At 68.5% G+C, this 14,840-nt stretch carries 14 protein-coding genes; 9 read left to right on the forward strand and 5 right to left on the reverse strand.

Annotation, left to right across the window (positions count from 1 at the left end; all coding sequences use genetic code 11):
* Positions 1–6: 6 nt before the first annotated feature.
* The 5 genes from PS271_RS31180 (at position 7) to PS271_RS31200 (ending at position 4,800) form a co-directional block, all read left to right on the forward strand.
* A complete protein-coding gene (locus PS271_RS31180; RefSeq protein WP_398386562.1) occupies positions 7–780 on the forward strand; it encodes a hypothetical protein in 774 nt (257 codons plus the stop codon).
* A gap of 202 nt (positions 781–982) precedes the next feature.
* Entirely contained in the window at positions 983–2,917 is a 1,935-nt protein-coding gene (locus PS271_RS31185; protein WP_398386563.1) for a helicase HerA domain-containing protein, read from the forward strand.
* Between the two features lie 162 nt (positions 2,918–3,079).
* Positions 3,080–3,547 (forward strand): hypothetical protein, encoded by a 468-nt coding sequence (locus PS271_RS31190; RefSeq protein ID WP_398386565.1) that lies wholly within the window; start codon positions 3,080–3,082, stop codon positions 3,545–3,547.
* A gap of 473 nt (positions 3,548–4,020) precedes the next feature.
* Positions 4,021–4,413, forward strand: coding sequence for a hypothetical protein (locus tag PS271_RS31195; protein WP_398386566.1), 393 nt, complete (start codon positions 4,021–4,023; stop codon positions 4,411–4,413).
* Positions 4,414–4,515: 102 nt separating this feature from the next.
* Positions 4,516–4,800 (forward strand): hypothetical protein, encoded by a 285-nt coding sequence (locus PS271_RS31200; RefSeq protein WP_398386567.1) that lies wholly within the window; start codon positions 4,516–4,518, stop codon positions 4,798–4,800.
* An 827-nt stretch (positions 4,801–5,627) separates the two neighbouring features.
* Here PS271_RS31200 and PS271_RS31205 read toward each other — a convergent pair.
* A complete protein-coding gene (locus tag PS271_RS31205; protein WP_398386568.1) occupies positions 5,628–6,356 on the reverse strand; it encodes a hypothetical protein in 729 nt (242 codons plus the stop codon).
* Between the two features lie 88 nt (positions 6,357–6,444).
* Here PS271_RS31205 and PS271_RS31210 point away from each other — a divergent pair, with 88 nt between their 5' ends.
* A complete protein-coding gene (locus PS271_RS31210; protein ID WP_398386570.1) occupies positions 6,445–6,831 on the forward strand; it encodes a transposase in 387 nt (128 codons plus the stop codon).
* On the opposite strand, the gene PS271_RS31400 is transcribed toward PS271_RS31210, so the two are convergent.
* Positions 6,814–7,638, reverse strand: coding sequence for a helix-turn-helix domain-containing protein (locus PS271_RS31400; protein ID WP_495656776.1), 825 nt, complete (start codon positions 7,636–7,638; stop codon positions 6,814–6,816). The genes PS271_RS31210 and PS271_RS31400 overlap by 18 nt on opposite strands.
* 31 nt (positions 7,639–7,669) lie before the next feature.
* Here PS271_RS31400 and PS271_RS31225 point away from each other — a divergent pair, with 31 nt between their 5' ends.
* Both PS271_RS31225 and PS271_RS31230 read left to right on the forward strand, forming a co-directional pair.
* Positions 7,670–8,026 carry a hypothetical protein gene (locus PS271_RS31225; RefSeq protein WP_398386571.1) on the forward strand — a complete coding sequence of 119 codons (357 nt, stop codon included), beginning with the start codon at positions 7,670–7,672 and terminating at the stop codon, positions 8,024–8,026.
* Positions 8,027–8,343: 317 nt separating this feature from the next.
* Positions 8,344–9,135 (forward strand): IS5 family transposase, encoded by a 792-nt coding sequence (locus PS271_RS31230; RefSeq protein WP_398386572.1) that lies wholly within the window; start codon positions 8,344–8,346, stop codon positions 9,133–9,135.
* On the opposite strand, the gene PS271_RS31235 is transcribed toward PS271_RS31230, so the two are convergent.
* Together PS271_RS31235 and PS271_RS31240 are read right to left on the reverse strand one after the other, a co-directional pair.
* On the reverse strand, positions 9,092–9,640 hold the full coding sequence (locus tag PS271_RS31235; RefSeq protein ID WP_398386574.1) for a hypothetical protein: 549 nt from the start codon (positions 9,638–9,640) through the stop codon (positions 9,092–9,094). The two genes, PS271_RS31230 and PS271_RS31235, sit on opposite strands and share 44 nt — an antisense overlap.
* Positions 9,570–10,100, reverse strand: coding sequence for a hypothetical protein (locus tag PS271_RS31240; RefSeq protein WP_398386575.1), 531 nt, complete (start codon positions 10,098–10,100; stop codon positions 9,570–9,572). Before PS271_RS31240 ends, PS271_RS31235 begins: the two co-directional genes overlap by 71 nt.
* Before the next feature lie 790 nt (positions 10,101–10,890).
* Between PS271_RS31240 and PS271_RS31245 the strand changes: the two genes are divergently transcribed.
* A complete protein-coding gene (locus PS271_RS31245; RefSeq protein ID WP_398386577.1) occupies positions 10,891–11,724 on the forward strand; it encodes a hypothetical protein in 834 nt (277 codons plus the stop codon).
* A gap of 105 nt (positions 11,725–11,829) precedes the next feature.
* On the opposite strand, the gene PS271_RS31250 is transcribed toward PS271_RS31245, so the two are convergent.
* Positions 11,830–14,799 carry a Helicase associated domain protein gene (locus tag PS271_RS31250; RefSeq protein ID WP_398386578.1) on the reverse strand — a complete coding sequence of 990 codons (2,970 nt, stop codon included), beginning with the start codon at positions 14,797–14,799 and terminating at the stop codon, positions 11,830–11,832.
* Positions 14,800–14,840 lie beyond the last annotated feature (41 nt).

The raw sequence follows: 14,840 nt of genomic DNA on the forward strand, positions 1-14,840 counted from the left end.
AGTACCATGCCCGTCAGCGACCCCGCCCACCTACCGGCCACCCCCGCTTACACGATCACCGTCTTCTCCTCCGGCAAGGCCACGCTCGACGGCGAACCGGTCCACGCCGTACCCGGCCAGGAGCCGCGCGTGACAGCCCTGGCCGAGATCCGGGTCAAGGCGGCCCTGCACGGTCGGCCCGTTCGCGTCACCGCCAAGGAACCCGACGGCACCGTCTGGCCCCTGATCGTCGACACTGACGGAACCGTCACCACCCTCGACACCCCCCACCCCGCTGCCCCACCACACGTCCAGCCAGGCACCACCTCTGCGTCCGGCTGGCAGCAGCCCCTCCCCGCGCACCATGGGCCGCTGTTCGAGCACCTCACCGCCGCCGACCGCACGGGCGACCTCATCACCGCCACCGTCGCCGCGGTCACCCTCGAAACCGCCCTCACCCAGGAGTTCGGCCCCCTCCACCCCCACACCGTCAACATCCTGACCCTGCGTGCCTGGCTCACTCTGCGCCAGCAGCCCCACGGGCACGAGACGGCCCAGTTCCTCCTCCACACCGCCACCCGCCGTCACCACGCCGGCGCCCTGCCGTACGAGGACACCGCCCGCTACGCCCGCAATGCGCACGTCGCATGGCGGGAGATGGCCCGTACGGATCCGGGCACGGGAGCGTCGATGTGCGCCGACGTCCTGCAGGTGCTCGAACTCCTCGGCGAGGCCGGTCGGGCGCGCGAGGTGCGCGCCTGGTGCGCCACTTCTCTTGTCCGGCAGGGCGGCACATCGTGAAGATGGCCACGCAATTGATCGCAGAACGGTCAGAAAGGGCGCTGGCGTGTGGCACGTCCTGCCGTCCGGCGAGCCCGCCCTTGTTGTCCACAGGCGAGGTTTCGCCTGCCGTCTCGAAGCCGTCCATTGTCCACAGGCCGCTCGCCGTACGGTCTGCTGACCATTCCCGGAAACCGGGGCGAGGGGATCGAAAGGCGTAGATATGTCGCGAGATGAAGTCAACCGTCAGATAGAGGAGTTTGCCGGGACGCTGGGCCTGGGCGTGGGCCGTCTGCTGTCGGGCCGGGACGTGGACGGCATCCACCGCACCGATGCCACGTTCTTCAAGCCGGGCCGCCGGTTCTTGCCGGGGACGGAGGGGCCGGTGCCGCGGCGGTCGTTCCGGGCGGGCTGGCAGCGCCTGGCCGTCCGTCTGTCTGTGCTGGGCGCGGCTGGCGGTGCGGGGTACGGCTACTGGCAGGAAGCCGACGCCACTCTGCAGGCGCTCCAGTACGGTGGCCCCGGCGCAGGCGGGGCAGCGGCGATTGGCGGGCTCGCGTACGCCGTTCTTGGCCGGGAGCGGCGGGAGCTCATGCGCGAGTGGGTCGAGCCCCTGCACCAGGCGCTCGCCGGACCACTGGGCATCCCGGAGCAGACCGACCCCCGCACCTACCTGCACGTGCCACTGCGCTTCTCCGACGACGACGCCGAGATCCGCATCAACCTGCCGGTGAACCTGCGGTTCAACGAAGAGATCGTAGCGTCGCTGATCGTGAAGAAGCTCGCCCTGGAAGGCGTCTCCTTCTCCTGGCGCCCCGCCGGCAAGGAACCCTACGTGCTGGTGAAGAAAGCGCAACGGCCCCCCAAGCGGCTGCTCTTCCGCGATGCGCAGGTGCGCGAGCTGGTCGCCCGGATGCCGGAGCCGGCCCCGCTGATCGGCATGGGCAGCTCCGGCAAGCGGATCTCAGTCGACCTGGACGCCGAATCCCCGCATGTCCTGGTCTCCGCCGGCACCGGCGGTGGCAAGTCCGTCATCCTGCGCACGATCGCCGCCCAGCTGATCCGCAACGGCGCCCAGGCCTTCGTCCTGGACTACAAGCGCATTTCTCACCCCTGGGCCCGGGGCGTGCCAGGAGTGATGTACTGCCGGGATATCGCCGAGATCCACGATGCCCTGATCCAGCTCGGCGTCGAGGGTCGGCGCCGTACGTACCTGGCCGAGCAGCTTGGCGAGGACACTGACCCGACCGCGGTGGGGCCAAGGCTGGCGATCCTCCTCGAAGAGGTCAACGCCACCATGAGGCAACTGGCCCGCTACTGGGAGAAGACCCGGCAAAAGGACGATCCGAAGACCTCCCCTGCCATCGATGCCCTGGCCGAGATCCTCTTCATGGGTCGCCAGGTCCGCCTCCACGTCCTCCTCGTCGCTCAGTCCGCCACCGCCCGCGCCCTCGGCGGACCCGAAATGCGCGAGAACTTCTACACCCGCATCCTCGCCCGCTACAGCCAGAACGCCTGGCGCATGCTCGCCCCCGAAATCACCCCCGCTCCCAAGAGCACCACCCACACCGGCCGCGCCCAGGTCGTCCTCGGCGGCGCCGCCCACGAAACCCAAGTCCTCTTCATGACCCACGCCGAAGCCCACGCCTGGGCCATGGGCACCGCCGGCACCCCAGCGGTCACGCTGCAGAAGACGCCCGCCGCACCGGCCAGCCCGGCCCACCCGACCGGCCCCGCGGCCGGCACGGCTTTGGCCCTGCCCGCCGGTCCCGCTCCGGCCCCGCCCGTCCCCCCGCTCCGTGCCGCGCCGCCCGTCATACCCAGCGATATTCAGGTCTCTGCCCCGGTGCCCGGCGGCGAGTGCCTTCCTGCCGCTCCCGCTGCCCCCGCAGCGTCCACCGAGGCCGAGGATGCGTCTCCGGCGGCTCCGCAGGAGCCGGCCGACGAACTGCTCGGACTGAGGCAGGCGCAGCTGAAGCACCTGCCGGACATCACCTTGACGACGCTGCGGTGGGCCCGGGCCAACGATCCCGATTTTCCCGCATCGGCCGGGAAGAAGGGCGTCGAGCTGTTGTACCGGGTCTCGGATCTTAAACGGTGGGCTCGGAACCGGCCCCGGGCGGTGGAAGACGTGGATGACCAGGCTGAGGTGTCCTGATCGTTGATAGACCGGTGGCGGGTACGCTTGCGGCTAGTCGCACGATCTTCCGGCAAACCGTCGGTGTCGACGCCCCTACGTATCTGCCGTACGGGGGAACGCACCCCGGGCGCCTCCCCCAAGTGCACGGTCCCGGGCCGGCCAGTCGTGACAATCGCGGTCATGACATCGATGACGGAGACCTTCCGCCTGGCCCTGCAGAACGCGTTGGCCGCTCGGGACACAGTCAGTATCCGCAGGACCGTGATCGAGGTGCTGGGACGAGATCCCTACAAGGTGGAGGTCTCGGCAGCCCACACGGCGGCACGAAGGATCGCCGAGGCCGGGGATGCGGTCCTCATCTCCCTGCTTCCTGACCAGGCTGGCGCCGACGCCTACGTGCCTACGGCCCGTGGGGCCGGGAGGCGGGCGTCGAATTACCTGACCGTGGACGAGAAGATCATCAAGGACTTGCCCTGCCGCGTCGCGCTGGCCACAGAGAAGTGGAACGCGCTCATCGACGAAGGCATGCGGCTCACCCAGCAGAAGATCGAAAGCGACCCGATGCTATCGGCGCTCCTGCCTGGCTGGAAGGCCGAACCGCGTGCCGAAGGGCGGGCCCGCCTCATGGCAGAGGCAGCAGCCGGCTGACCCGCCGTTCAGTGCACCTGTGCCAGCACACAAGGCAGGTGGCGCAGGCGGTGGAGCTTCGACGAACACCGGCACTCCATCGCCGCACCGTCTCGATGACGCCCGCCCAGGTCTGTGCCCCGCCGGACAGGCTCTGGAAGCGGTCCATGGCGAGCGTGTCGACGCCGTGATGCTGGAGCAGCGTCAGTCGCAGGTCGGGGTGAACGCCGAGATCTGTTCGCGTAGATCGGCGATATCGATGGCCAGACGCCCGGCCGTCTCGGGAAGCCGGACGCCGGGGACTGTGGCCGCGAGGCGGAGTGCGTCGTCGTGCAGTGCGCATTCCAATTGGGTTGCGTCGCGGAGGTGCGCCAAGCGCTCTGGCCAACACCTGCCTCGCCGACCGCATCGTCGCCGTGCGCACCGGCCGACACGACGTGGCGTCGGGTGAAAGCGATGTTCGGGGGTCCCTGCACCGGCTCCATGCGCACGGCATGCTGCTGGTCGAGATGCACCACGACACTCCGCTGCTGCGCGTCGTAGCACGCCGCCCGGACGCGCCGGGTGGGAAGTGGATCTTCCAGGACGCCCCGGAAGCCGAGACCGTGCCCAAGGCCTGTATCCCGAACCAGGCCCAGCACGAACTGTCTGTCGAAGAGTTCGGCGCCCTCGTGTACATGCGAGGCTGCCTGGCAGCCTCTAAGGAGCCTGACCCTCGATACTTCGCTCAGTTCGACGACACAAACGGACTGGACCATATCGAAGAGCTGTTCGCCGCGGTCCGTGCCAGCGGATGGCTGGACAACAAGGGATGCGACGCCTGCCCCGTAGGAGACCTCTGCTCCCGCACCAAGGACGCCGCTCCCCGGACCCGGGAGCGGGCCTGACGCCGGATCGGCGTCGTCGGTCCTGCTATCGGAACGACCGCACGGCGTCGAGGTGCTGGTCGGCGGCGGTCCTTCTGGGGCCGGCCGGTCTAGGGTGGAGTCATGTCTCTCAGCGATGACGAGCACGCGCTGCTACTCCGGGTCTTGGAGGCCGGACGGCCTGTTGCCATGTCCGACTTCTTCCACGACATTTATCCTCCGGATTTCCCTGTCGAGGCCGCAGAGGACGACCATCGCCGTGAGGCATGGACGCACAAGCAGTTCGGCTTGTACAGGGCGCAGCTCCGCCTGCACGAGCTGGGCCTGGTCCGGGTTGTTCACCCTGCGAACGGTGCGCGGCCCGACCTGGTGGAGGCGACACAGGAGGCCCGCTCAGCGGTCGGATGACTACGGAGGCCCCGCTGCGCATGAGGCCCCGAGCGCTGCCGTACGGCCTGGGGGCTCTGGCGCCGCTTTGCTGCGGGTGCCCGGTCGGTTCAACGGCCGGTCCGCCTCAGTGGTCGGTTATGTCCATTCCATGCCGAGTTTTCGCAACGCGTCCAGCTGCTCCGACGTGGAGCGGATCGGCATTGAGCTGTGATCGTCCGCACGCAGTTGGGCCCGAACCGCGCGCCGGTTCGGGGCCCAGGCCCACCTGGCGACGGGTCAGCCGGCGTCGGAGTGGCCCCCGTGTCGTCCGAGGGAGCGGGGGACACGACATCCTCGCGCGGCAGATCGCCCGCGAGGAACAGCAGCGCCGCGCCCTGAAGGAGTTCACCGGTCGGTGGGGCGCGGCGAGCGAGGGGCCGCCTTAGAGGATCCGTTGACGGTCCCGCCCTAAGGTCGGGACCGTCAACGGATCAGCAGGAATGCGCTGGCTCAGCGCTGCTGGACCCACCAGATGAGCCATCCCGTGGCACTGGCGCCCAGGGTGCTTGCCGAGCCACGGACGACGCCGTGGCTCGCCGACCGGATGAGGGCGCGTAGACGGCGGCTGTGGCCCAGCGTCTTGGACTGGCGGTGCCGGGTCGACGCCGGCTGGACGGTGCCCGTAGGCTCGATGTCGGTACTGATGGTTCCTCCTCAGTGGAGCGGGCTGTTGGTTTCTTCACATAGGCGGCTCCCTGCTGGAACAGGGGGCCGTCGCCCTTTGCAGGGCGGCAGCCTGCGCCGCGCCCAACCCTGTCGGGCCGGGAGTCGTAGGGCCGGGGACGCCGTGGCGTCCCCGGCGGTGTTCATCGCGGGGCTGCAGCCCCCGAGAGCACGGGGATACGGGAGCCGAGCCTCAGCGCGGTGAGGGCGATGCCCTCAGGGGTCCACACGGCCTCTGCTGCCTCGAGTTCCTGCTTGTTGACATTCAGGTCGAACGGCGCGGCGAGGGCCCAGCGCACACGCTTGCTCTGGCCGAAGCGGGAGGAGCCGTCCAGGTACTGCTCGGACAGGAACTTGTACAGCAGCCCCTTCGCCTTCAGCTCCTCGATGCCGCGCCCGACTGTCGACTGGGAGACCCCGTACCAGAGCGCGTACTCCCTAGCCTTGTGCAGGACGAAGGACCGGCTGCGTTGACTCATGAGAATGAACAGCATCGCCTTGGCTGGGATGTCCAGGGACCTGTAGTAGCCCTGCTCCCAGTACTCGAAAGGAACCTTGAAGTAGATGTCCTTGCGGGAGCCCTCAGCGTTGCCCGACGGCCGCGTGTACGGGTTCCCGGAGCCGTCCTCGAGCAGCTTGGTGATGCGGGTCATCCGGCCGTCCGGCGCTGTGCTGATCAGCTTCAGGTCCTTCAGTAGCTGTTGTCGTTCCGATCGTGAGGGGTGGGCGTCGAACGGGAGTCTCGTTCGGGTGATCGCGGCCGGCTGCGGGCATGAAGGCAGGGCCTCTTGGTAGCTCGGGGTTGCGAAGCCGACCGAGATCCAGGAGACCCTGTTGCCGCATTTGTACGTGCTCGCGCCGGTGGAGTTCAACTCGGTTGCTCTGCCGTGTGATTGTGTCGCTCACCGGTTCGGGAATGCGGCCGACCATCCGGAGCGTGTTCGGCGGTATCCCTCGGACATGACGGACGTGGAGTGGTCTGTGGTTCGGCCGCTGCTGCCGGTGCCGGGCTGGATGCGAGGTCGGGGTGGGCAGCCGGAGGCGTACTGCCACCGGGCGATACTGGATGCGATCCGCTATCTGGTGGACAACGGGATCAAGTGGCGGGCGATGCCGGTCGACTTCCCGCCGTGGGACCGGGTCTATGCGTTCTTCCGCCGTTGGCGTGACCACGTGCTGGTCAGGGAGTTCCACGACCGGCTGCGCGGCCGGGTCCGCGAGGAGTGGCGGCAAGCTCGTGCTGTTCCAGCAGTCCGACAACCGACGGCATCGACGACCTCCACGAGAGCGACGAAACGACACCCCATCACTCCCACACCAACGCCACCCCTACCCCTGACCAGCTAAAACACAGCCGTCAGACTCGGAAAGACAACAGCGTCTCACCGTCCAGGAACACCACTCGAGCACCGAGCAGATTGGCCGCATATCGCGCGCTCGCACCAGTCCGGTGGGTTCTTCTTGAACTTGCGGTGCGGTGGTGTCACGACACGGCCGCTGGGCTGCCATCCAGGTGCTTGACCAGGCCCAACTGTCGGGCGTGGGTGATGTCGGCATAGCTTGCCGGCTGGGCTGGACTACAGAACAGGAGCCTGCCGCTGGCATCGGTGAGGACCATGGCCTTGACCGCGTTCTGCTTGTTCTTGCCGGAGATGAACTTCTCCCGGTCCTTGCGACCGACGGCGGGCCTGCGGACCCGGATCTCGGTTCCGTCGATGATCCCGGTCTTCCCGCTGGCGCCGAGGTGACCGATGACCTCGGCGAGGGTGCGGAGCCGGATGCCGGTGGCGATGGTGCAGCCGCGGGCTGCGAGCAGGGCCGCACTTCGCCGATCGCCCGGGTGATCGTGGAGCGGTCAACGCCGAACCAGCAGGCCAGCACGTCGTGAGTGGCACCATGACGAAGGTGAACGAGGGTGGCCAGCAGCCGGTCGATGAAGACCAACCGGTGCTTCGCGCCAGCCCCGACCGCCCGCTTCCGCGGCCTGGACGCCAGTCCGGCCTGATGCCGTTCGTGCCATAACGGACCCACCTCGGCGACGAGTTCGACGATCACATCGGCCGACAGCCCTGTGATCCTCCGGTCGCTGATGATCGCTGCACGAGACCCCACCACACGAACATGATCAGGGATCAAGCCCCGGCGCCGCACCACCAACCATGCACGAGCTCGTTAGGCAGGGTATATGGGGAAGCACCTCACCCGAACTACCGGAAAGCATCTCATGGGAATCGTCGACAAAGCGGTCAAGACCGCAGGTCAGGTCCGTGATACCGCGCACGCCACCCTGGGCGGAAAGAACGCCTCCGGCCTGGACCAGAAGATCGTCACTGCTAAAGGCCACGGGGAGGTAGAGGTGAAGGTTCCTCCCGGCTACATCGTCACCGGCGGTGGCTACAGCCTCGAACCCATGGGCGGGGAGTCGGTCATGGTCACGACCATGGACAACCGTCCCCTGGAGGACGGCAGCGGCTGGTACGTAGCCATCGCTCCGAAACTCGGCCTGACCGTCTACGCGGTGTGCATCCGCGACGATGGCTGATAGAAGCACCAACACCTCGCAGGGGACCGTGATGCCCCGCACCAGTTAGAGGCTGTTGTCTTTCCGATCTTGAAGGATGTCCGTCGAACGGGAGTCCCGATCGGGTGGTCGCGGGGTGCTCGGCGCATGTGGGTGGGGCCTCCTGAACAGCTCGTTGGTGTCGAATCACCGAGCAACATCAGGAGGCCCTGGTGCCGCAGTGTTCCGTGTTGTTGGGTGGGTCGTCCAGCTCGGTCGCCCTGGAGTGTGACTGCTTGGCTCACCGGTTCGGAAACGCTGCCGATCACGAGGCCCGGCAGCCGCGTTATCCCTCGGACATGACGGACGAGGAGTGGTCGGCCGTCCGGCCGCTGCTGCCGGTGCCGGGCTGGCTGCGGGGCCGGGGCGGGCAGCCGGAGGCGTACTGTCACCGGGCGATGCTGGACGCGATCCACTATCTGGTGGACAACGGGATCAAGTGGCGGGCGATGCCGGCTGACTTCCCGCCGTGGGACCGGGTCTACGCGTTCTTCCGCCGCTGGCGCGACCATGTGCTGGTCAGGGAGTTCCACGACCGGCTGCGCGGCAGGGTCCGCCAGGAGGCGGGGAGGGATGCGGAGCCGACGGCCGGCGTGATCGACTCGCAGTCCGTCAAGGCGGACGCCGTGGTCGGCGCCGACAGCCGCGGCTTCGACGGCGGGAAACTGGTCAACGGGCGCAAGCGGCATGTCGTGGTCGACACTCTCGGCCTGTTGCTGGGCGTGATGGTCACGAGCGCGGATGTCGGCGACCGCGCCGCCGCGAAGGTGCTGCTCGCCCAGGTGGCCGACCCCCACCACCGGCTGGAACTCGTCTGGGCCGACGGAGGCTACACCGGCAGCCTCGTCGAGCACTGCCTGGCCACGCTCGCCCTGGTCCTGGCGATCGTCAAGCGCAGTGACGACATGCGAGGTTTCGTGGTGCTGCCCAAGCGGTGGATCGTCGAGCGGCTCTTCGCGCACCTGATGCGAAGCCGCCGTCTGGTGCGCGACTTCGAACGCCGCACGACCAGCGCCGAGGCGATGGTCTACTGGTCGATGACCATGGTCATGACCCGCCGCCTGGCCCGTTCACATTCGGCGCGAGCGTGAACCGGCCCGGCGCAGGTTCGGCCAGCCAGCCCCGCGCGACCAGGCGTTTCGCCTTCGACCGCAGTGCCTCCACCTTGGCCGGCACCACGTCCATGCCGAAGGCGGAGGCCATCTCCTGGCAGGTCAGCGGGCCCTGACCGAGACGGACCCGATCCGCGAGCACGGCCAGGATGCGCTGGTAGTCCGCCGACAGTCCCGACGCGTCCACCCCCTCGCGCCACACCGGAACCTGCGACTTCGTCCTCGCCGCCACGGGCACTGACGCCTTCACCCCGGCTTCCGTCCCGGCGCCGCCCGGCAGGTCGCTGCCCACCACGTCGGCTGAACTCCCGCCCTGCGCGGACAGCACCGCACCCACACGCTCGCGGGCGATCGTCCACTCCAGCCACTCCTGCTCGGCCGTCGCGAGCTCGGCCTGGATGCGGTCGGCTTCCTCACGCAGCCCGTCCACACGACGACGGGCGGCAAGCTCGTGCTGTTCCAGCAGTCCGACAACCGACGGCATCCACGACCTCCACAGGAGCGACGAAACGACGATCCATCACTCCCACACGAACACCGCCCTGCCCCTGACCAGCTGAAACGCAGTCGTCAGACTCGGAAAGACAACAGCCTCTCAGCTTGGCCAGGTGCCGGGAGACCGCGGCGCTCGCCGTGCCGTCGGTGGCGAACGAGATCCCCGCGGCGCGCCCCCAGGTCTCGGAGCGACGGGTGACGCTCCAGTCGGCGCGCGCGGCGACACAGTGGATCAGCAGCAAGAGGTCCAGCCGCCCGGGACTGCGCAGCAGCTTGGGGAACGGGCCGGGCCGCGTGACCAGGCGGGGGCCGGGGTCGGCGTCCTGGATGAAGGCGCGCCGGATCGGCACGGCACGGCCGTAGCGCTTGGACTCGCCCAGCAGCATCCGTATCGTGTCGTCCTGGCCCACGGCCTTGTCCCGCTGGAGCACGGTCAGTTCGGTGTTCACGTCGCCAACTATGCGCCCCGCTGCGCATGGGGCGGGTGTCGGTTTCGGGTGCGGCCGCCGGGCTGGCCATCCGCCCAGCTCGTCTTATCGGAAACCATGTGAACACTTGATGGTAGGAAACATCTATACGCCCAAACCCGCAGGCAGATCACTATTCGGAGCTTAGAACTGTTGCCTGTTCAGATCAGAAGCATTGACAGTCTGGACGCAGACTCTTGAGAACTTTGCTTCGTGACTCTGTGCTTGGGAGAAGACGGCCCGCAGATGGGGCAAACCCCGCACGTTGCAGTCCCGAGCGACATCGAGGCCTACGCCCAGGCCCACCCTTCAGCACGCCAGGATCACGATGCATCCGCTTCAAGCCCGGAACGAGTGCTGACAGCACGACGGCCCCGGGCATGATGCCCGGGGCCTCGGTGCCGCGGCGGGTCAGCGTCGGTTATGCCCAGTCGATGCCGAGTTTTCGCAGTGCATCCAGTGTCCAGAGGTGGTTTTTCTGATCAGAGCCTGCTGGTCTGAGCTTGGGTGATCAGTTTGGTGTGTGGCGTGGTCAGCAGGCCTGGGTTCGGGGGAATCGCTGAAGCGGCGTGGCGGTGGGATCCGGCGTTGTTCTGAGCTGGGCCTTTGTCGGGTAATTGGTCGAGTGGTCAGTTGTTGTCATCTATCTTGAGCGGCGATCAGGCTCAGTGATCGTTGGTATGCGTGTTCGTCTAGCGGGTGACCGGGCAGCTGTGGGTGTCTTCACGTGATGAGGGGCGTTGCGGACCGCGGCGCGCGAGGTGCTGTGGGGATGCATGCTGGTCCGTTCTCTTCTCTTCGGGTGTCAGTGGTCGGCCGTACGCTGCCGGGCATGACAAGGTCAGGATTCGATGCCTCGTACCTGCAGCCGCTGTTTGGGGATGTGGAGAACCTGCGCGGGGATGGTGCGTACCAGCAACTGCCGGCACCGCAGCCTTCGAGCAGCCTCGCGGCTGACGATGCACCGCTGGGTATGTACGCGGCGTCGACGCTCATCCGCAACTCCTACAGCGCCGGGGTGGCGCACGCCGACGCGCTGCGCAGGCTGGTGTTGGCAGGGGAGGTCGATCCGCAAAGTCCGTGGACCCTGATGCGCGGGGCTCTGGAGAACTTCGCTACGGCTGTCTGGCTCTTGGGCGGTAACGATCGCACTGAGCGACGCCGCCGGGCCCTGGCCCTGTGGCGTGAGGATATGCGCAACCGTGCCCAGCACGAGGAGGACACGGACCATGTGCCTGGCCCGGGCGGAAAGACCGGACGCGAGCGTCGTCAGGAGATAGCTGACCTCGCGCTGTCCCTTGGTCTCCCTGTCTCTTCACTCAACAAACCAGAAGCGGGGAAGATCATCGAGGAGGCGGCCTGTGACGCTGGCCTGCGGGCCCGCGAGGTCACCGCCGGCTGGCGTGCCGCGTCAGGCTTCGCCCATGGCCGGTACTGGCCCAACCTCCGGGCTTCCACGTTGGTCGATGCCGCACGCAACAGCCCCGACCACTATCTGATGGCGCTGGTCATCGACGAGACACAGCACCGCCCGCTCACGCAGCACACCCGGGCTCTTCTCCAGCGGCTTCACCACAGGTACGTGGCAAGGGCCACGGCGTACTGACCGGACCACCAGCACTGGGGCCCCAGGGGCGAGCGTCCCGGTGCCTGTTGGGCGGAGTTGCCGGGGCTGCTCCTGCCTCCGGGCGTGTCGGCGGTTTGCCTGTTCTCAGCTGGGCGAGGTGAGGCCGGCTGTGGTGAGGAGGTGTTGTTGGTCGGGGTGGAGGAGGGGCCAGGTGTGGTGTTGCTTGTTCAGCCAGTGGTGGGTTGTGGGGTGGTGGGGGTGGGTGTGTGCGTGGTGGTAGGCGCGTTGCCACAGGATGGGCCAGGGAGGGTTCCACCAGGGGTCGATCGTGGCCAGTGTCTGCTGGGTTGGGGAGGGGCCGCTGCGTTTCTTCGCGAGTTCGCGCTGTCGGTTGAGCCATTCGCCGAGGGGGAAGCCGTCGTGGACGGTTTTGATCGGCGGGCAGAGGTGGCCGTGTTCGCTGGCCCAGGTACGGGCGTGCGTGAGGGCTTCGGCGTGCGGCCGGGGGCGGGGGCTGGGCGGCCACTGTCCGGCTGTCTGAGCGGTGATGCCGATGGCGTTCAGCAGGTGCTGCTGGTCTGGGTGGAGTCGGTGGTACTGCAAGCAGGCGCGGGTGGTCCAGCTGCCCAGGGCGGTGCTCGGTGCGGGGATGCGGGCGGCAGGGTCGAAGGGGCGGCCTGCTTGGACGTGGTCGCGGGCGCGGTAGTAGTTGCGCTGCCAGTGCAGGTCCCACGGCGGGTTCCACCAGGGGTCGATCGCGGCGAGCTCGCTCAGGTGGGGTGAGGGCGGCTGTCCGGCTCGGGCGCGTTGTTTGGCGCGGTTGCGTTGGCTGAACAGCCACATGCCCAGAGGATGGCCGTCGTGCCGGGTGTCACGGGGAGCCGCGAGATGGCCGTGTTCGGCGTGCCAGGCCCGGGCGTGTGCCAGGGCCGTCTCGAAGCCCGGCCTCAGGCCGGGGCGGTGGCCGAAGCGGCTGCGGGGTTCGCGGGGACGCTTCGGCTCGGCGGTACGCTGTGCGCGACGCGGACCGGTGGGAGTTGAGGGATCTGCAGCCCTTCTGGCATGGCTGGTCTTGTCTTTTGCCCCCGGAACCGGGGCGGCAGCCGGTGCTTTCGGAGCCGTGCATGCGTGTTCCCGGGCTGCGCGGGCCGCCTCGGAGGTGATACCGATCTCGGCGAGGAGTCGCTGCTGCTCCGGGTTGAGCTGGTCGTACGTGCTGCACTGGCGCCGCAGCCATCGCCTGGTGAGGGAGTCGTCAAGGTCGCTGAAGCCGGTGTCGGGGCGCAGGAGCCGGTCGTTTGCGGCATTGCGGGCGCGGTAGTAGCTGCGCTGCCAGTTCAGGTGCCAGGGCGGGCACCACCACGGGTCGATGTCATTGAGGGCCTGTGCCCGGTGGTGCGCCAAGGCGCTGCGTCCTTGCTGGCTTCGTCGGCCGGCGAGCCACCGGCCCAGCGGGTATCCGTGGTGCATGGAGGTTACGCTGACGGAGGCGAGGTCTCCGTGCTCGGCGGCGGGGGAACGGGCGTGGCCGAGTGCTTCTTCCTCGCCGGCTTTCACGTTGCGGCGTCGTGGCCGTGCCGTGGCCGCCTCGTGGGCGTCGATGCCGATCTCGGCGAGGAGACGTTGTTGTCCGGGGTGGAGCTCGCTGTAGCGGGTGCACTGCAGGTACAGCCATTCGCCCAGGCTGTAGTCGGTGGCGGGGAAGCCGTGGGTCGGCTCGAGCGGGCCGTGGGTCTGGGTGTGGGTACGGGCGTGGTGCCAGGTGCGCTGCCACAGAGTGCTCCATGGGGCGTTCCACCAGGGGTAGATGGCGCTCAAAGCAGCAACTTGATGGGCGGGCATTCTGGTGTGCCGGGTGCGCAGGTTGGCGATCCACTGACCAAGCGGGTACCCGTCTGGTGCGGCTTCTTTGGGCACGGCCAAGTGCCCGTGCTGCCGGTGATAGATGCGGGCGTGGCCCAGCCCTTTCGAGAAGGAGCGCTCGGCCTGGAGGCTGTAGCCGCGCAGCCGCTTGACGGCGCGCAGAGCCGGCTGTTGTCCGCTGTCGACGGGTGAGCCCTGCGAGGCCAGGAGGTCACTGAGGGGGCGGGGCCGGTGCGGTGAGTGGACCTTCCACAGCATGTGCTGCGCCGCGGGTTCGGAGGCGCCGCGGGTGCGTACGCAGGAGTGGGCCCAGGCGAACAGCGGCCCGTGGGTATCGGTGGCGAGGTGACGGGTGATCCAGGGCCGCTGGAGTCGGCGTGCGAGTTCGGCCAGCAGCGCGGGCATCTCACCGAGGCGATAGGGGAGATGACCTCCGGCTTGTGCGACGACGCGCTGCTGCCAGTGGCGGCTTGCCAGTACCCGGGCCACAGCAATGGTTTCGGGGTAGGTGATCAGGTCGCGGGCCGCCACCTTCCACCAGCCGGGATGAGCGTCGTCGGGACGCGTGGCCTCAAGGCGGGCCGGCCACAGCCGTTCCTCGACGGGCCAGGGCTCTTCCCACCAGGAGCCGGTGACGGCGCGCGCGACCGCGAAGGCCTGGGCGGCGGCGGGGGAGCGGCGCAGCAGCCGGATATGCCGCCGCTGAGCCTTGATGACCTCCGGGCACAGGCCAAGGGGGACGGGCAGGCCGCCGGTGCCGGGCAGGAACATGAGCCAGTACTGGTGGCGTGTACAGACACGCTGCTCGGGTGCCAGGTACCGGCGTGCGGGCATCCGGCGCCCGGTGCGGGCGGCTGTGCATGCGGGGCAGGCCGGGCCCCAGGATTCGACGGCTTCCTCGCCGCGCATCAGCCGCCCGACCGGACCGGCTCCGTATTTGCCGCACGGCTCTTCCCGCGCCCATGCGGGCAGTGCCCTTTCCAGGACCTGCTCGGGTACGCGGCAGAGTCCGGCGATCCGGGCACGCGCTGGGGAGTTGAGGTGGATCTCGCTGTCCGGGTACAGCGTTCCGGTGAGGTTCTGCAGGCCGCCGACGTCGGTGACGGCAGCGAGCAGGTCGCGGATTCCGAGGTGGTAGCGGGCGGCGAGCCTGGCCAGGAACGACAGAGTCAGCTCTCCGCGCAGCGGAGACACCCGTCCTGCCGCGCCGCCGGCCATGGCGGGTACCACCCCGCCGGACGGTGCTGACACGCGTTCGGCCCGCCCCCTCCCGGGCGTTGGGCCGTGTGCCG

This window comes from Streptomyces sp. SCA2-17, from assembly GCF_044336695.1.